This window comes from Phycicoccus sp. CSK15P-2, assembly GCF_016888005.1.
Lineage (GTDB): Bacteria > Actinomycetota > Actinomycetes > Actinomycetales > Dermatophilaceae > Phycicoccus.
Genome location: NZ_JAFDVE010000025.1, coordinates 66,840 through 83,517 on the forward strand (window position 1 = coordinate 66,840; position 16,678 = coordinate 83,517).

General features: G+C 72.5%; 17 protein-coding genes. 7 read left to right on the forward strand and 10 right to left on the reverse strand.

Going from position 1 to position 16,678, the window contains the following annotated elements; genetic code table 11:
• Positions 1–70: 70 nt before the first annotated feature.
• From proC to JQN72_RS15135, 3 genes are read left to right on the forward strand one after another with little or no spacing between them, the layout of a single operon-like run.
• On the forward strand, positions 71–871 hold the full coding sequence (gene proC / locus JQN72_RS15125; RefSeq protein ID WP_204135958.1) for a pyrroline-5-carboxylate reductase: 801 nt from the start codon (positions 71–73) through the stop codon (positions 869–871).
• On the forward strand, positions 864–1,409 hold the full coding sequence (locus JQN72_RS15130) for a GNAT family N-acetyltransferase (RefSeq protein ID WP_204135959.1): 546 nt from the start codon (positions 864–866) through the stop codon (positions 1,407–1,409). The genes proC and JQN72_RS15130 overlap by 8 nt, the downstream gene beginning before the upstream one ends.
• Before the next feature lie 59 nt (positions 1,410–1,468).
• Positions 1,469–1,993, forward strand: coding sequence for a GNAT family N-acetyltransferase (locus tag JQN72_RS15135; RefSeq protein WP_204135960.1), 525 nt, complete (start codon positions 1,469–1,471; stop codon positions 1,991–1,993).
• Position 1,994: 1 nt separating this feature from the next.
• Here the strand turns inward: JQN72_RS15135 and JQN72_RS15140 are convergent, their stop codons facing one another.
• Entirely contained in the window at positions 1,995–2,663 is a 669-nt protein-coding gene (locus JQN72_RS15140) for a TrkA family potassium uptake protein (RefSeq protein ID WP_204135961.1), read from the reverse strand.
• 69 nt (positions 2,664–2,732) lie between these two features.
• Here JQN72_RS15140 and JQN72_RS15145 point away from each other — a divergent pair, with 69 nt between their 5' ends.
• Positions 2,733–3,923, forward strand: coding sequence for an acetoin utilization protein AcuC (locus JQN72_RS15145; RefSeq protein ID WP_204135962.1), 1,191 nt, complete (start codon positions 2,733–2,735; stop codon positions 3,921–3,923).
• A gap of 185 nt (positions 3,924–4,108) precedes the next feature.
• Positions 4,109–4,309 carry a helix-turn-helix domain-containing protein gene (locus JQN72_RS15150; protein ID WP_204135963.1) on the forward strand — a complete coding sequence of 67 codons (201 nt, stop codon included), beginning with the start codon at positions 4,109–4,111 and terminating at the stop codon, positions 4,307–4,309.
• A gap of 229 nt (positions 4,310–4,538) precedes the next feature.
• Here JQN72_RS15150 and JQN72_RS15155 read toward each other — a convergent pair whose 3' ends face one another.
• From JQN72_RS15155 to JQN72_RS15195, 9 genes are all read right to left on the reverse strand, one after another.
• Positions 4,539–5,453 (reverse strand): alpha/beta fold hydrolase, encoded by a 915-nt coding sequence (locus JQN72_RS15155; protein WP_204135964.1) that lies wholly within the window; start codon positions 5,451–5,453, stop codon positions 4,539–4,541.
• Between the two features lie 169 nt (positions 5,454–5,622).
• Positions 5,623–6,534, reverse strand: coding sequence for an alpha/beta fold hydrolase (locus JQN72_RS15160; protein ID WP_204135965.1), 912 nt, complete (start codon positions 6,532–6,534; stop codon positions 5,623–5,625).
• 15 nt (positions 6,535–6,549) lie between these two features.
• A complete protein-coding gene (locus JQN72_RS15165) occupies positions 6,550–6,984 on the reverse strand; it encodes an SRPBCC family protein (protein ID WP_204135966.1) in 435 nt (144 codons plus the stop codon).
• 69 nt (positions 6,985–7,053) lie between these two features.
• Positions 7,054–8,448: an MFS transporter gene (locus tag JQN72_RS15170; RefSeq protein ID WP_239100706.1), complete on the reverse strand. Its 1,395-nt coding sequence runs from the start codon at positions 8,446–8,448 to the stop codon at positions 7,054–7,056.
• Positions 8,449–8,531: 83 nt separating this feature from the next.
• Positions 8,532–9,716, reverse strand: coding sequence for an acyl-CoA dehydrogenase family protein (locus tag JQN72_RS15175; protein ID WP_204135967.1), 1,185 nt, complete (start codon positions 9,714–9,716; stop codon positions 8,532–8,534).
• A 91-nt stretch (positions 9,717–9,807) separates the two neighbouring features.
• Positions 9,808–11,232, reverse strand: a complete 1,425-nt coding sequence (locus tag JQN72_RS15180) for an acyl-CoA carboxylase subunit beta (RefSeq protein ID WP_204135968.1) — start codon at positions 11,230–11,232, stop codon at positions 9,808–9,810.
• Positions 11,233–11,261: 29 nt separating this feature from the next.
• Positions 11,262–12,128, reverse strand: coding sequence for a helix-turn-helix transcriptional regulator (locus JQN72_RS15185; protein WP_204135969.1), 867 nt, complete (start codon positions 12,126–12,128; stop codon positions 11,262–11,264).
• Entirely contained in the window at positions 12,121–13,419 is a 1,299-nt protein-coding gene (locus tag JQN72_RS15190; RefSeq protein ID WP_204135970.1) for an AarF/ABC1/UbiB kinase family protein, read from the reverse strand. Before JQN72_RS15190 ends, JQN72_RS15185 begins: the two co-directional genes overlap by 8 nt.
• Positions 13,420–13,532: 113 nt before the next feature.
• Positions 13,533–14,123 carry a carboxymuconolactone decarboxylase family protein gene (locus JQN72_RS15195; protein ID WP_204135971.1) on the reverse strand — a complete coding sequence of 197 codons (591 nt, stop codon included), beginning with the start codon at positions 14,121–14,123 and terminating at the stop codon, positions 13,533–13,535.
• Between the two features lie 188 nt (positions 14,124–14,311).
• Between JQN72_RS15195 and JQN72_RS15200 the strand changes: the two genes are divergently transcribed.
• Both JQN72_RS15200 and JQN72_RS15205 read left to right on the forward strand, forming a co-directional pair.
• Positions 14,312–15,316 (forward strand): DUF1702 family protein, encoded by a 1,005-nt coding sequence (locus JQN72_RS15200; protein ID WP_204135972.1) that lies wholly within the window; start codon positions 14,312–14,314, stop codon positions 15,314–15,316.
• Entirely contained in the window at positions 15,303–16,655 is a 1,353-nt protein-coding gene (locus tag JQN72_RS15205) for a cytochrome P450 (protein ID WP_204135973.1), read from the forward strand. Before JQN72_RS15200 ends, JQN72_RS15205 begins: the two co-directional genes overlap by 14 nt.
• Positions 16,656–16,678 lie beyond the last annotated feature (23 nt).

Below are 16,678 nucleotides of genomic sequence, written 5' to 3' on the forward strand. Positions count from 1 at the left end.
GCGCCGCACCACACACCACCACGACGTCGCTCCTGCGCCCTGCCGGTCGCAGCGTGACAGAGGAGGAGCCATGGGAACCGTCGCGATCTTCGGGGCCGGGGTCATGGGCGAGACGCTCCTGTCGGGGCTGCTGCGCGCCGGCCGTCCGGTCGACGCCCTCGTCATCACCGAGCGCCGTCCGGAGCGCGCGGCCGAGCTCACCGAGCGCTACGGCGTCCGGGTCCTCGACAACGCCGAGGCCGCGGCCGCGGCCGACACGCTCGTCCTCGTCGTCAAGCCGCAGGACATGGGCACCCTGCTCGACGAGATAGCGCCGCACGTCGACCCCGGCAACCTCGTCGTCAGCCTCGCCGCGGGGATCACCACCGGCTTCCTCGAGGCCCGGCTGCCCGAGGGCCGCTCGGTCGTGCGGGTCATGCCGAACACGCCGGCCCTCGTCGACCAGGGGATGGCCGCCGTCTCCGGAGGCGCGCACTGCCCGCCGGAGCACCTCGCCGAGGCCCAGGAGCTGCTCGCCGCGACGGGCAAGGTGGTCGAGGTCCCCGAGCGGATGCTGGACGCCGTCACGGCGATCTCCGGCAGCGGTCCCGCGTACATCTTCTACGTCGTCGAGGCCATGATCGAGGCCGGCGTCGTCCTCGGGATGCCTCGTCAGACGGCCACCGACCTCGTCGTCCAGACCCTCTACGGGGCCGCGACGATGATCAGGGAGACCGGCCAGCACCCCACCGTCCTGCGCGAGCAGGTGACCTCACCGGGTGGGACGACCGCCGCCGCGCTGCGCGAGCTCGACGACCACAAGGTCCGCGCCGCGTTCATCAGCGCGATGGAGGCCGCGGCCACCCGCAGCCGCGAGCTCGCCGGTGGCTGACGCCGCCGGGCAGCCGACAGACCCGGGCGCCGCCCCCGGCATCGGACCTGCCCTGCGGGTCGAGCGGGTCACCGAGGACTCCTGGCGGGCCTACCGGGACGTCCGGCAGGCATCGCTCCTCGACAGCCCCCGCGCGTTCTGGACCACGTACGCCGAGAGCGCCGCGCGCACCGACGAGGAGTGGCGCGAGCGGGCCGCGTCCACGGGCCTCACCTGGCTCGCGTGGCACGCAGAGCGCCCGGTCGGCACTGTCGGGCTCTGGCACGCCCCACACCTCGCCGACGACGAGGTCCACCTCGTCGGGATGTGGGTCGCGGCCCCGGCGCGCGGCACCGGGGCCGCGGACGCCCTCGTCGACACGGCGCTCGCCGAGGCCCGGCGGCAGGGGTGGACCCGCGTCCTCCTCGACGCCGCCCGCGAGAACGGCCGCGCGGCACGCTTCTACCGTCGCCGGGGCTTCGTCCCGACCGGCGAGACGGGCACCATGCCGTGGGACCCCACCTGCGTCGAGGAGCGGATGGCGCTCGACCTGCGCTGACGCCAGTTCGTTTCCCCCGGTTGCCGCACCCTGAGGGTGTCGTGAGAAGGTGACGTGCCATGAGCGACATCACGGTCCGCCCGCTGGGCGTGGACGAGTGGGAGCAGTACCGCTCCATGCGGCTGACCGCGCTGTCGGAGTCCCCCGAGGCGTTCGTCGCGGCACACGCCGACGAGGAGGCGGAGCCCGACGACTTCTGGCTGGCCCGGATGAGGCGCTCGACCCGTCTGCTCGCCGAGCGCGACGGTGAGGGCCTCGGCATCGCGAGCGTCGGCGACTACGCGGACGAGGAGGGCGTCGCCCAGCTCTTCGGGCTGTGGGTGCGTCCCGAGGCGCGCGGCAGCGGTGTCGCCGCCCGTCTCGTCAAGGCAGGCGCCCAGGTGGCGGCCGAGCAGGGCCGCGGCCAGCTCTACTACTGGGTGGGCACCGAGAACGGCCGGGCGGTCGCGTTCGCGAGCAGCTTCGGCTTCCGGCCCACCGGTCACCGCCGTCCGATGCGGGTGCGCTCCGAGGACGACGGCGAGGAGGAGGTCGCGATGACCCTCGCTCTCGGCGGCGACCGCGGGGGCATCCCGAGCCTCTGAGCTACGGGCGGGCCGCGAGCCGCTCGATGAGCGTCGTCGGGCCGCTCACGATGAGGGTGTCGTGCGCCGACACCTTCGTCGAGGGGACCGCGTAGGTGAAGTCCTCCCCCGGGGCCTTCACGCCCACCACCGTCACGCCGTACTTGCTGCGCACCTGGCTCTGTTCGAGCGTGAACCCGATCGTCTCGGTCGGGGGGCGCATCTTGACGATGGCGAAGCCGTCGTCGAACTCGATGTAGTCCTGCATCCGGCCGCCGACGAGATGGGCGACCCGGCGTCCGGTGTCGGCCTCCGGGCGGACGATGTGGTGCACGCCGATGCGGTCGAGGATGCGGGCGTGCTCCGGCGAGAGCGCCTTGGCCCAGATGGCCGGCACCCCGGCGTCCACGAGGTTCGCGGCCGCGAGCACCGACGCCTCCACCGACGAGCCGATCGCGACGACGGCGATGGGGAAGCGCCCGGCCTTGGCGTCCCGGATGACTCCGGCGTCGCTCGCGTCGCCGTGGACGACCTGGCTGATCCGGCCGAGGAACTTCTCGGCGAGGAAGCCGTCCTTCTCGATGACGGTGACCTTGTGGCCGAGCCGCCGCAGCTCGAGCGCCGCGGCGGCGCCGAACCGGCCGAGCCCGATGACGAGCACCTCGTCGTCGGTGCGCGAGCCCTTACCCATCTCGACCTCCCGGAGTCACTGGCTGCGGGCCCAGCCTGCCACGGACCGCCCGGCGAGTAGCGTGCATCCATGGGCCATCGGACGAGCGTCGTGTGGGACGACGTGTTCTGCGCCTACGACTTCGGCCCGGACCACCCGATGGGCCCGGTGCGCCTGGACCTCACGACCCGGCTCGCCCGGGCGCTCGGGGTGCTCGACCACGTCGACGTCGTCGCACCCGCGGTGGCTCCGGACGAGCTCCTCACGACCGTGCACGAGGCCGAGTACGTCGCGGCGGTGCGGGCCGCCTCGGACGACCCCCGGCTCGCCGACCCTCGCCGTGGTCTGGGCACCGACGACGACCCCGCGTTCGTGGGCATGCACGACGCGTCCGCCCGGGTGGTCCAGGGGACCGTCGACCTCTGCCGGCGTGTCTGGGAGGGCGAGACCGATCACGGCGTGAACTTCTGCGGAGGCCTGCACCACGCGATGCCGACGCACGCGAGCGGCTTCTGCATCTACAACGACATCGCGGTCGGCATCCAGTGGCTGCTCGACCACGGCGTCGACCGCGTCGCGTACGTCGACATCGACGTCCACCACGGAGACGGCGTCGAGCGGGTGTTCTGGAACGACCCCCGGGTCCTCACGGTCTCGCTCCACGAGAACGGCCGGCACCTCTTCCCCGGCACCGGCTGGCCCGGCGACGTCGGCGGCCCCGAGGCACGGGGCAGCGCCGCCAACGTCGCGCTCCCCCCGGGGACGACGGACGCCTCGTGGCTGCGCGCCCTCGACGCCGTCGTGCCCCCGCTCGTCCGCGCCTTCCGCCCCGAGGTCCTCGTCACCCAGCACGGCTGCGACACCCACCTCGAGGACCCGCTCGCCCATCTCGCGATCACCGTCGACGCCCAGCGCCGGGCCCACGACGAGCTGCACGACCTCGCCCACGAGGTGTGCGACGGACGCTGGGTCGCGGTCGGCGGGGGCGGTTACGAGCTCGTCGACGTCGTCCCCCGGTCCTGGACGCACCTGACCGCCATCGCCGCACACACCCCCGTCCAGCTCGGCACGCCCGTCCCCGAGGACTGGCGGGCGCACGTCCAGCGGCTGTTCGGCCGGCCGGGTCCGAGGCGGATGGGGGACCTGCCCGCCGACCGGTTGCCCATCTGGGTCCAGCCGTGGACGATGGGACACAACCCGGACAACCCGGTCGACCACGCGGTGTTCGCCACCCGGCAGGCCGTCTTCCCGCACCACGGGCTCGACCCCTGGTTCGACTGAGCCGGATGGTGCGACACCCGAAACAACGGGTGTCCGTTCGGCGTGTCGACTGGACAATCGGCTGTCAATCTGGCCATTTCCCTTCCCAGCCGTCACAACTGCCCCTATGGTTGCGACAGCACGACGCAGGGAAGCATGCCGGTGCTGATGTCCGGCACCTGCGACGGCGGAATAACGAGGTCACGATGTCCACGGAGCGCCAGCTCGGGGAAGTGCGGTTCCTCACCGTCGCCGAGGTCGCCACGATCATGCGCGTGTCGAAGATGACGGTCTACCGCATGGTCCACGCCGGGGAGCTCCCGGCGATCCGTGTCGGCCGATCGTTCCGGGTCCCGGAGGACGAGGTGCACGCCTACCTCCGCGGCTCGTACGTCGACACGGCCTGATCCGCACCCCACCGTCGACGGGGGGGGCCCGCCCCGGGGGGGCCCCCCCCCCCCCCCCCCCCCCCCCCCCCCCCGGGTGGGGGGGCCCCCCCCCCCCCCGGGGGGGGGGGGGGGGCCCCCCCCCCCGGGGGGGCGCCCCCCCCCCGCCCCCCCCGCCCCCCCCCCGCCCCCGCCCCCCCGCCCCCCCGCGCCCCCCGGCCTCGCCCGTGCCTCGGGACCCCGCGTCCCGTCAGGCGAAGAACCGGCGGAACTCCTCGATCACCTCGTCCGGGGCCTCCTCGACGAAGTAGTGCCCGGCCTCCGGGATGACGACGACGCGCGCATCGGCCGCCTGCTGCGGCAGCGTCTGCTGCATGTGCGCGGCGAACATGCCGTCCGCCAGACCGGAGACCATCCCGAGCACCGGCATCGTGAGCCGGTCGTAGTCGGCGAGGTCCTCGATGTCCTGGGGGAACGCCTGGTACCAGCCGTTGCCGCCACGGATCGCGTCGGGCGAGTCGTACGCGTCGGCGTACACCGCCCGGTCGAGCGGCGAGACCGCCTCCGGGTCCGGCAGGAAGGTGTCGAAGACCCAGTCGATGAGGTGGTGGGCCCGGCCCTCGATGAGCCGCTCGGGCAGCCCCTGGACCTGGTTGAACGCGAACCACCAGGGGAACAGGGGCATGTCCTTGTGCGGGAGCATCCGGAACTCGTAGTTCGACTCGTCGGGATGCAGGATGTCGAGCAGCGCGACCCGCTCGACCCGCTCCGGGTGGGTGGCGGCGAGGGCGAAGGCCACCTGGGAGCCGACGTCGTGGCCGGCGACGTCGGCGCGCTCGTACCCGAGCTGCTCGATGAACCCTGCCACCACCCGGGCCATGGACTTCTTGTCGTATCCGCCCTCCGGCTTGTCCGAGGCACCCATGCCCGGCAGGTCGAGGGCCACGACGCGACGGGAGCCCGCCAGCGCCGGCATGATCCTGCGGAACTCCCACCAGGTCTGGGGCCAGCCGGGCAGGAGGAGCAGGAGGGGACCCGAGCCACCCGAGACGTAGTGCAGCCGCACCCCGTCCACGGTCTCGAATGCACTCTCGAAGCCGTCTCCCAGTGAGGCGGCCCGTTCTTCGTCGCTCGGTGCTGTCGGCCGTTCCATGGTCGTCGTCACGATCGGCTTCCCTTCTGTCGCGGGCCCGTAGTGCGCGCTTGGACGGTCCAAGGCAGGGCCCGGACTCTCAGCCTCACACCGTCGCCGAGGCCGGGCTACGCACAGATTGCCCTCCTACAGAACCGGTTTCCTCGACCAGAGCCCGGCGTGGCACGCCGCAGCATCGCGGTCACTCGAGGAAGTTGAGCATCTCGGCCACGACGAGGCGCGGGCGTTCCTCGGGGAAGAAGTGACCGCTGTCCGGGATCGTGACGACCGACCCGTCCCGCGTCTGGCGGGCCAGGGCGGACTTCAGCCGGCGCGAGACCGTGCCGTCACCGGCCCAGGACGCCAGCCCCAGGGTCGGGTGCGGTATCTGGTCGTAGCCCTCCAGGTCACGGATGTCCGTGGCGAGGCTGCGGAACCACCCCGCCGCCGCCGAGACTGCCCCGGGCGACTGGAGCGCGGCCGCGTAGACCTCGCGGTCGAGGTCGGCGACGTTCGTCGGGTCGACGAGCTCGGCATCGAGCACGAGGTCGACGAACGGGCGCATCGGCCCGCGCAGCACCGTCTCGGCGAGGTCGGGCACCCAGTGCAGCGCGACCCACCACGGATGTAGGTCCACCTCGCGCCGCGGCACGAGCGGCAGGGTGTACAGCTCCTCGTCGGGATGCGCCGACTCCATGAGGACGACGCGGTCGACGAGGTCGCCGGAGTTCGCGGCCAGGCTGAACGCGACCTGCGCGCCGATCCCGTGGCCGGCGACGTCGGCCTTCCGGTAGCCCAGGCCGACGACGAGGTCGCGGATCCGGGCCGCCATCGCCTTCCGGTCGTATCCGCCGCGGAGCGGGTCCGAGGCGCCCATCCCGGGCAGGTCGACCGCCAGGACGGTCCGTCTCGCCGCCGCGAGGGCGGGCATGACCTTGCGGAAGGTCCACCAGGTCTCCGGCCAGCTCGGCAGGAGCACGAGGAGGGGACCCTCGCCACCGATGACGTAGCGCAGGCGGACGTGGCGGTGTACGGCGAGTCGGCTCGTGAACGCGCCGAGCGATGCGGCCAGGTCCTGGTCTGACGGGGTGAGGTGGTGTGCGGATTCGCTCATCTCGGTCCGGCGCGACTAGGCGTCCATGGCCTCCAACGGAGAGCTGGGCATGACCGAGCCGCCTTCGAGGTAGGACTTGAGGTTCGACAGGATGGCCGGCCAGACCTTGGACACGACCCCCTGAATCTGCTCGTTCGGCAGATCCGTGTGGTTCATCGTGAGCCGCACGATGTCGCCGTGCTCGACGATGTCGAACGAGACCGTCGACGGCTCACCGGTCGGGAAGGTGAACGCCAGCCGCGACGGTCGGCGGCTCTCGAGCACCGTCCCGCCCCCGTCGTCACCACTGCGGTCGGCCCGAACGTGGGTCCAGTCCGAGCCCTCCTGCCAGTCCGACTCGTTGCGGTGGCCCCACCACGTGCCGGTGCGGTCGGGGTCGGTGAACGCGTCCCAGACCTCCTCCGCGGAGGCGGCGAGGTAGATCGTGTACGTGCACGACAGGTCAGACATGTGACTCCCTCCAGTCGGTGCCCCAGGGGGCGAGATGCTGTTGCGGTGGGTGGGTGGCGTCGGGGCGGCTCACACCTCCACCTTGTCGAGCGTCGGGCTCTGGACCGGTCGCCGCGACGGCGCGTGCAGTCCGAACCACACGACTGCCATGCTAACGAGGGTGAGGACGACGTTGACGACCAGGGCGAACCGGATTCCGGCCGCCTCGTCGACCCGGCTCGCGGCGATCGCGCTGAGGACCGGCGTGCCGACCGTGATCGCCACCTGCTGGGTCATCGACGTCAGGCCCGTCGCCAGACCCTGCTCCTCGTCGGGGAGCCCGGACGTCGCCGTCACGGTGAAGGCGACGATGGCGGCCACGTGCCCGAAGAACCCGACGAACAGGCAGGGCACGATGACGAACAGGGCGCTGCGCGAGGTGCCGGCGAAGACGAGCGGCAGGATCGCCAGGCTCTGGACGGTCATCCCGAGAGCCAGCAGCCTGACGTTGCCGAACGCGCCGATGAGCCGGCCCGCGATGATGCCGGCGACGATGGCCATGAGCCCGGGGACGCCGAAGACGACCCCCGTCATGAGCGGGGAGAGACCCATCGCCTTCTGGAGGTAGAGGGTCATCAGGAAGATCATCCCCGTCTCCATGGCGAAGATCGTGAGACCCGCGAGGTTGCCCCAGGTCACCGACCCGCGGCGCAGGATCTGCACGGGGGCCAGCGGCGCCGTCGCGCGCATCTCGATGACCCAGAAGGCGACGAGGAGCAGCACGCCGAGTCCGACGAGCGGCCAGACCCCCTCGACGATCCCGTAGACGAGCGCGAGCAGACCGCCGGTCACCGCCAGGGCGCCGGGCACGTCGAGGACCACCCGACCCGGGGTCCGGCTCTCGCGGAGGAGCACCGGCGCGGCGGCGAGGATGACCAGGGCCACGGGGACGTTGATCCAGAAGGCCGACCGCCAGCCGAGCGAGCTGACGAGAGCACCGCCGGCGAGGGCCCCGAAGCTGAAGCCACCCGACAGGAGCGCACCGTTCAGGCCGAGGACGCGCTCTCGGAGGGAGCCCTCCGCGAAGGTCGTCGTGAGCAGGGACATGCTGGCCGGGATGGCCATCGCCGTCGCCAGACCCTGGAGGGCCCGGGCGGTGAGGAGCACGGCCGGGGTGGTGGCCAGGCCGCCGATGACCGACGCGACGACGAGCAGGACCATCGCGGTCATGAACATCCGCCGTCGCCCGAACAGGTCGGCGAACCGGCCGAAGAGGAGGGTGAACCCCGCGGCCGGCAGGGCGAAGGCCGTGCTGATCCAGGCCAGCTGGTGCAGCTGGAGCCCGACCCCCGCGCCGATCTCGGGGATCGCGACGTTGAGGATCGAGAAGTCGGCGGACAGGAGGAACCCGGCTCCCATGAGGAGCAGGAGGATGGCTCGCTGACGACCGTCGAAACGGACGTGACCTGACTGTTCGGTGGTCATGATGTGGTCTTCCTCGGTGACGTCGGACATGGTCGTCCGGCGGCTGCCGCACCGACGGATCGGGTGGGCAGCCGCCGGCGGGGTCAGATGAAGTAGGTGTTGGGCTCGAGACCGCACAAGACGCGGCCGTAGATCTCCGCGTTGACGTCCGGGCCCATCATCGCGTGCAGCGAGAAGGTCTTGAGGTCGGTGACGATCTGCTGGATCGGGACCCGCTTGTAGGCCGAGGACCCACCGCTGGCGGCGGCGAAGATCTCCGCGGCCTCGATGCACAGGCGCACCGCGGCACCCTCGTCGGCGCGGCAGCGGGCGCGCTCGACCATCGACCACTCCTCGCCGGAGGCGGCCTTGTCGTCGACGGTCTCGGCGAGCCGGCGGGCGTGGAACTCCGCCTCGTCAATCTTGAGCATGGCCTCCGCGACCCGCAGGTGCGTCACGGGAGCCTCGGCCTGCTTGCCGTACTCCGTGTACGTGACCGCGCGCCCGGGCAGCCGCTCCATGAAGATGTCGCGGACCGCCTTGGCCATGCCGGTCGCGCACCCGACGGTCGCGGCCGAGCCCATGGCGATGAACGGTGCGCGGTACATCTCGGTGTCGGCGTTGCGCTCGGAGGCGGACTGACCGGAGACCACGGCGGGCGCCGGCATGAGGCGGTCCTTAGGCACGAACAGGTCCTTGGCGCTGGTGCCGACGCTTCCGGTGCTGCGGAAGCCGAGGGTGTCCCAGTCGTCGGTGATCTCCAGGTCGTCGATGCGGACCGGGCCCATGACCGGGTACGGCTCACCGTCCGGGTTCATGTAGATCGCCGCGATCTGCTGGTAGGTGCTGTGGTGCGCGCCGCTGATGCACGGCCAGGAGCCGTTGACGACGACGCCCCCGTCGGCCGGGGTCGCGACCGCGCTGCCCGGCCCGATCGTCGTACAGACCTGCGAGTCCGGGTCGGAGAAGACCTCGTCCTGGATGTGGTCGGGGAAGAGCCCGAGCCCCCAGGTCGCGATCCACGAGCAGGCCACGAGCCACGCGGTGGACCCGTCCGCCTGGGCGAGCCGGTCGGCGACCTCCACCATCGTCTTGGCATCGGTCTCGAGCCCGCCGTACTGCGCGGGGACCCGCATCCGGAAGACACCCGCGTCCTGGAGCGCGGCGATGGTGTCCTCGTGGAGGCGGCGGTTCTCCGCCGACCAGGACGCCCGCTCCTTGATGACGGAGATGGCGTCGTCCACGCCCTTGAGCAGGTCTTCCTTCGTGGGGTTGGCCACGGCTGTCATGGTGGTGCTCCTCAGATCTCGGGAGTTTTCCGGAACGCCTCCAGCCTCACGTGCGGCGCCGCGAATTGCTTCTTCCCGATTGCTGTCTCGCTCAGAGCGGGATGTTGCGCTGGCGACCGCGGGGCACGCCGGCCGTCGAGACGGACCGCAGCCACTCCGCGAGGCGGGACCGCGTCGCGTCGGGGGCGATGACCTCGTCGACGACCCCGAGCTCCACGGCGCGGGCCAGCCCACCGCTCTCGGCCTCGTGCTCCAGGGCCAGCTCGGCCTCGAGCTCCTCGCGGGCCGTCGCCTCCTCGACCTCGGCGAGCCGCTTGCGGTGCAGCACCCGCACGGCCGCGACGGCGCTCATCACCGCGATCTCGGCGCCCGGCCAGGCGTACACGGCCTGGGCGCCGAGAGAGCGGGCGTTCATCGCGATGTAGGCCCCGCCGTAGGCCTTGCGGGTGATGAGCGTGGCCCGCGGGATCGTGGCCCCACTGAAGGCGTGCAGGAGCTTGGCGCCGCGGCGGAGCACGCCGTCGCCCTCCTGCCGGCTCCCCGGGAGGTATCCGGGCACGTCGACGACGACGACGAGCGGGATCCCGAACGCATCGCACATGCGGACGAACCGGGCCGCCTTCTCGGCGGACCGGGACTCCAGGCACCCCCCGAGCCGCAGGGGGTTGTTCGCGATGACGCCGACGCGCGCGCCGCCGAGCCGGCCGAGCGCGGTGAGGATGTTGGGTGCCCAGTTCTTCTGAAGGACGAGGGTCGAGCCGTCGTCGAGCAGGGTCTCGACGAGCAGCTGGACGTCGTACGCGCGGCGGGGGTTCTCGGGGAGGACGGCGCCGAGGTCGGTGTCCTCGACCGGGTCGGCGCCGTGGAGGGAGGGTGAGACGAGGCCGACGAGGTCCTGGGTGACCCGGAACGCGTCGTCGAGGTCGCGGGCCGCGACGTGGGAGACCCCCGAGAGCCGGTCGTGGACCTCGGGGCCGCCGAGGTCCTCCATGCTCACCGACTCCCCGGTCACGGACTGGATGACCCCGGGGCCCGTGACGAACAGCCGCGCCTCGGGAGCGAGGACGACGAGGTCGGTGAGCGCCGGGCCGTACGCGGCGCCGCCGGCGGCCGGGCCGAGGACGATCGAGAGCTGGGGGATGCGACCGGAGCTGCGCGTCATGACCGCGAAGATCCGCCCGATCGCGTCGAGCGACCCCACCCCCTCCGCGAGCCGAGCGCCTCCGCTGTGCCAGATCCCGACGACGGGCCGGTCGTGGGCGATGGCCGTCTCGTAGGCCGCCTCGATGACCGAGCAGCCCTCCGCGCCGAGCGCTCCGCCCATGATCCGGGGGTCGGTGCAGAAGGCGACGACACGGCGACCGTGGATCTCTCCGGTCCCCGCGACGACCCCGGAACCGGGTGCGTCCGCAAGAGCCTCCCGGGGGCCGGTGAAGAGCCGGTCGAGCCGCGTCTCCGGGGCCCGCGGGTCCCGTGCTGCGCTGCTCCACGGACGGGTGGATGCGAGGGTGGACATCGGGCCTCCCGGGGTCGGAACCGGACGTCCTAAGCGTGGACGGCCGCGACGACCCGGCGCTTCTCCTGCATTGCCCTGTAGCCGGACGGCGGGGCGGCCTCGTGCTCGAGGCTTCCCGACACGACCGCCCGCGAGTGCAGCTCCGGGAGCGCGGTGAGGATGGGGAGCGACGTGCCGCCCACGCCGGCCATCCGCAGCGTCACGTCGTTCGCCGCGGCCGTCCGGGGGTCCTCCTCGACCTGCGCCCGCGGGGCGCGCGGCACCGTCGCCGTCGCCGTCGCGGTCGGCTCGGCCGCCTCGGGGTCGAGCGTCACCGCATGGACCCTCCACTCCCCCGCCGGCGCGGCACCGTGGACGGCGAACTCGCGCTGGTCGGCCGGGAGCACGGTGCAGGCGACCGGGCGTCCGGTCGCGATGTCCCTCGCGAAGACACCGATGTACGTGAGCGCGTCCCGGGTCGCGTCCGCCGGTGGCTCGACCGTGCCCGCCACGAGCGGCTTCCCGGTCCTCGCGGGCAGCGTGAGCCGCTTGTACTGCTCCGCCCACGAGGACACGATGTCCGGCCGCTCCTCCCGGTGGAGGGTGCGGTACTCGGAGGGGGTCATCCCGACGACCTGGTGGAACTTGGTGCTGAAGGCGCCCATGCTGTCGTAGCCCACGGCGAGGGACAGGTCGGTGATGGAGATCGACTGGTCGTGCGCGAGGATCTGCTTGCTGCGCGCCAGCCGGATCGCCGTGAGGAACCGCCCGGGTGTCACGCCGGTCGCGCTCTTGAAGCGGCGCAGGAAGTAGAACTTGCTGTACATGGCATGCGAGGCCAACCGGTCCAGGGTGAGCTCCTGGTCGTAGTTGAGCCACATGAACTTGATCGCGTCGAGGACGGCGTCGTCATCCATGGATGAGCTCCTTTCGGGGACTGTCGGGGTGTGGGGCCTCCAGGGCCGCGCCGACGTACGGGATGGACAGCGACTGGAAGTCAAGCCCGGGGTGGAGCGCCCGCACCTGACCCTCGACGGCGACGAGGGACATGAGCGGGAAGACGAAGGAGGCGTCCGGGTAGAGGCCGAACGCCCGCTGGGCGGTGAAGAGGTCCTGCGAGAACGACACGACGTTGAACTCCCCGGAGCGGGCACCGGTGTTGGCGTCGACGACGGTCTGCATCGCCTCGGTGAACCCGTCGAGGTCCGCGTCCGGCGGGACCTGCTCGCAGGACTCTACGACCGCCCGGGCGCAGGCCTGCCCGTCGCCGACGGCCAGCCCGAGGAAGAACAGGCCGAGCGAGCGGCGGGTCGAGTGGTCGACCCGCATGACGAAGCCCGCGTCGTAGACGACGACCTCGTCCCCGTGGGTGTCGAGGTTGCCCGGGTGGAGGTCGACGTGGACGAGGCCGTGGGTGAAGAGCATCTCGTAGACCAGGACCATGATGTCCTCGGCCCGCTCCTCGGACGGTCGCGCGACGCCGCCGGCCGCCGGTACCCACTCCATGACCAGGGTGTCCGCGGAGCTCTCCGTCCGGACGTGGCGCGGGACGCGGACGTGACCGAGGTCGGCGAACGCCGCCCCGAGCTCCACGAGGCTGCGGCCCTCGGCCACGAGGTCGGTCTGGGCCTCGATCGCCGACGCCAGGTGGTCGACCATCGCCCGGACCGGGATGCCGGAGAACGCCGGGAGGTGCTGGAGCACCCGCGCGACACCGCGGACGAGGGCGAGGTCGACGTCGACCGCCTCGCGCACCCCCGGCTTGACCACCTTGACCGCCCGATGCCCGCCGTCGGGCCGGGTGGCGTGGAGGACGTAGGCGATGGACCCGCTGCCGACGAGCGAGAACTCGGTGCCGGCCGGTTGACCGGAGGCGGCGGCCAGCCGCAGGGCGACGGGCTCGTCGCCCCGGTCGAAGGAGCGTGGGCCCTGGCCCCAGAGCGCCTCGAGGCGGTCGCAGACCGACGGTGGGAGGATGTCGCGCCGCGTCGCGAGGAGCTGGGCCAGCTTGACCGCCACCGGGCCGAGGCCCGACCAGCCGTCGGCCACGGCCACGAGCGCGGCCTCGCGGCGCTCCCCCGGCGGGCTGGCGGTCGCCCGGGCCAGGGCTCGGGCCCCGAGCCGGAGCGTGGTCCCGGTGAGGCGGACGACACGGCGAGCCGGTGCGAGGGCACGCGGGCGTCCCGGTGAGGTCGTGCCCAGGAGCATGGATCCCCCTCTGGTCGCTGGTGTGGTTCTCGTGTCCGACTCGCTCGGAGTGCCCCGCGGGCCACGCTGCACCTGGTGTCGGAGGCGTCCGCTCACGACAGGTTCCTGTCGACTCAACCGGACGCACGGTCGGTTTGCAACTCGGAGATCCGGCTCTGGTCGACGCTCGACCCGAGGCCGGTGACGTCCACGAGCCGGGTGATCGTGCAGAACAGGGCCGACGTGAAGAGGACCTCGAGCACCTGGTCACGGGTCCAGCCCGCGGCGATGGTGTCGGCCCAGTCCCCTTCCACGACCTTGTACGGCGTCCGCGTGACCTTCTCGACGAAGGCGAGGAGGGTCCGCAGCGGCTCGTCCACGGGGAGCTCGGAGACCGGGGCCCCCCGCTCGATCGCCGCGGTGAGCTCGGGGCTGCCCCCGAAGGCGCGGGCGAAGTAGTTGTGCGTCCCGACGCAGTACGGGCACTGGTTGAGACCCGAGGTCCAGGCCGCCACCACCTCCTTCGTGCGCCGGTCGACCGACCCGCCGAGGAAGACCGCCTGGTAGCCGCCGAGGATCGCGCCCAGCAGGTCGGGCCGGGTGGAGAGCAGCCGGAACATGTCGGGGACGAAGTCGATCCCGAGGGAGCTCTTGATCGCCCCGTAGAGGGGTGCCAGCTCCGGGCCGGCGTCGTTCTCGTCGATGAGGGTCACCTGGATCGTCACGGGAATCTCCTTTTGTGGCAATTCGATTCGTCACCACAATGGGGAGGGCCGGAGCAATTCGCTTCTTCCAGATTGCCCACCGGATATGCGGACCGAGCACGGGACCGCCGCAGAGCAATTTCGCGAAAGCCAGATCCCCGGTGCTGCTGCCACGGTGGACCGAGGCCATAAGAGGAGACCCCATGTCCATGAGCAGAATTCTCGACATCCCCGCACAGCCGTTCCTGGCGCTCCGGGGACGGCTGATGACCCCGCCCCGACGAGAGGTCGACCTGGTCAGGCGGGGGTTCGCCGCCCCGCGTCCCGAGGCCCGGGCGAACCTGGAGCGGGCCGGCCACGGCTTCCTCGACGGCTTCTCGCTCGCCGCCAGCACGCGCACGACCGACCGGCTCGTCCACGGGCTCGAGGCGATCGACCCGCTCCGCCGGGGTTTCGCCTACGAGGGGGCCGGCATGGCGCTCGCGATGCTCGACGCCGTCCCCGGCGCCCGCGGCCACCACATGCGGCGGCTGCTCGAGCACGAGGGCGCCCGCCACGTGTACATGGTGTACGTCGGGGCCGGCTGGGCCCTGGCCCGGCTCCCCAAGGCGCGCTGGGAGGCCGCCACCCGAGGCCTGGAGGACCCGGTGCTCACCTGGCTGGCGCTCGACGGCTACGGGTTCCACCAGACGTACTTCCGCACCGAGGAGTACCTCGCGGAGGGTCGCGTCGAGGACCACTTCCCCTGGCCCGCCTGGGACGAGACCGGGTACTCCCGGCACGCCATCGACCAGGGGGTGGGCCGCGCCCTGTGGTTCGTCGAGGGCGCCTACCCCCGCCGGGTCGCGCACCGGGTCGAGACCTTCGCGCCCGACCGCCGTGGGGACCTCTACTCCGGTGTCGGGCTCGCCGCGACGTACGCCGGAGGCGCGAACGACGAGCAGCTCGCCGAGCTGGGCCGGCGCGCCGGTCCGCTCCGCCCGAGCCTGTTCCAGGGGTCGGTCTTCGCCGCGGAGGCCCGGCGCCGCGCAGGCAACGTCACCCCGGACACCGAACGGGCGGTGCGGGCGCTCACCGGCCTGTCCGTCGTCGAGGCGTCCGACATCGCCCTCGGCACGCGGCCGGACACCCGCTACGTCGGGGGCGACGCCTCGTTCGATGTCTGGCGCGACCGCATCATGAGCCACTGCGGAGAGCTCAGTGAGTCGGCCTGAGCATCCCCCGACCCTGTCCCGCCGCGGCGCCGTCCGGGCGCTCGCGGGGATGGTGAGCGACCGGCCGACCCTCATGAGCCGGCTGGCCGAGCAGCACGACGCCGTGCGTCTCCCGTTCGGCCGCCGTCACCTGTACTACTTCAGCCGCCCGGAGGACGCCCAGCACATCCTGACGCACAACGCCGACAACTACGAGAAGGGCATCGGGCAGTCGCACGCCCGCCAGGCCCTCGGCGACGGCCTCCTGACGAACGAGGGCGCCGCGTGGCAGCGAGCCCGCTCGACGATGCGCCCGCTCTTCGGCCGCTCGCAGGCCGCCGCCCAGACCGCCATCGTCGAGGAGGAGGCGCTCGCGCTGGCCGACCGGCTGGGGGACCTGCCGAGCGGCACCGAGATCGACGTGCGCGCCGTGCTCACCGACTACACGATCCGGGTCCTCGGACCGGCGCTCATCGGGCAGGACCTCACCCGCTACGACCGGCTGGGCGCCTCCTTCGACACCGTGCAGGCCCACGCGATCCGCGAGATGCTCACGCTCAACGCGGTCCCGACGTGGGCGCCGCTGCCGTCGAACCACCGGTTCGACCGGGCGATGCGCTACCTCGAGCACGTCGTCGACGACCTCGTCGACCGGGGCCGGGACGAGCCCGGCGACACCCTCGTCACGGCGGTGCTCCGCGAGCCGGCCGGGGAGGTCGCGCCCCGTCGCCGCCTGCGGGACGAGCTCATCACGATGCTCCTCGCCGGGCACGAGACGACGGCGAGCACCCTCGGCTGGGCGATCAGCCTGGTCGCGAGCCACCCCGACGTCCAGGCCCGGATCCGGTCCGAGGCCGAGGTGGCCCTCGGAGACGGGGTGAGCGCCGAACCGGAGCGGCTCGTCGCCGGGCTCCCGTTCACGACCGCGGTCATCCACGAGGTGCTGCGCCTGTACCCGGCGGTGTGGCTCATCAGCCGACGAGCCAAGTCGGCCGACCTCGTCGGCCGCTACACCGTCCCGGCCGGCGCGGACGTCCTCGTCTGCCCCTACGCGCTCCATCGCGACGCCCGGTTCTGGACCGACCCGCACACCTTCGCCCCGGACCGCTTCCTCGACGAGTTCCCGGCCTCCAGCCGGTATGCCTACATCCCCTTCGGCGCCGGGCCGCGCAGCTGCATCGGGCGCAGCCTCGGGCTCACGGAGTCGACGATCGCGCTGACCCGGCTGTGCCGCGAGGTGGCCTTCGACCCTCCCGCCAGGGCGGCGCGGATGGAGCCCCTCCTCACCCTGAGACCCGCGCGGGGCCTCCGTGTCGCGGTCCGGTCCCGGCAGGAGGCCCGATCGCAGACGGCCGCCTGACCACCCGCGAGGTGTGGAGAGCC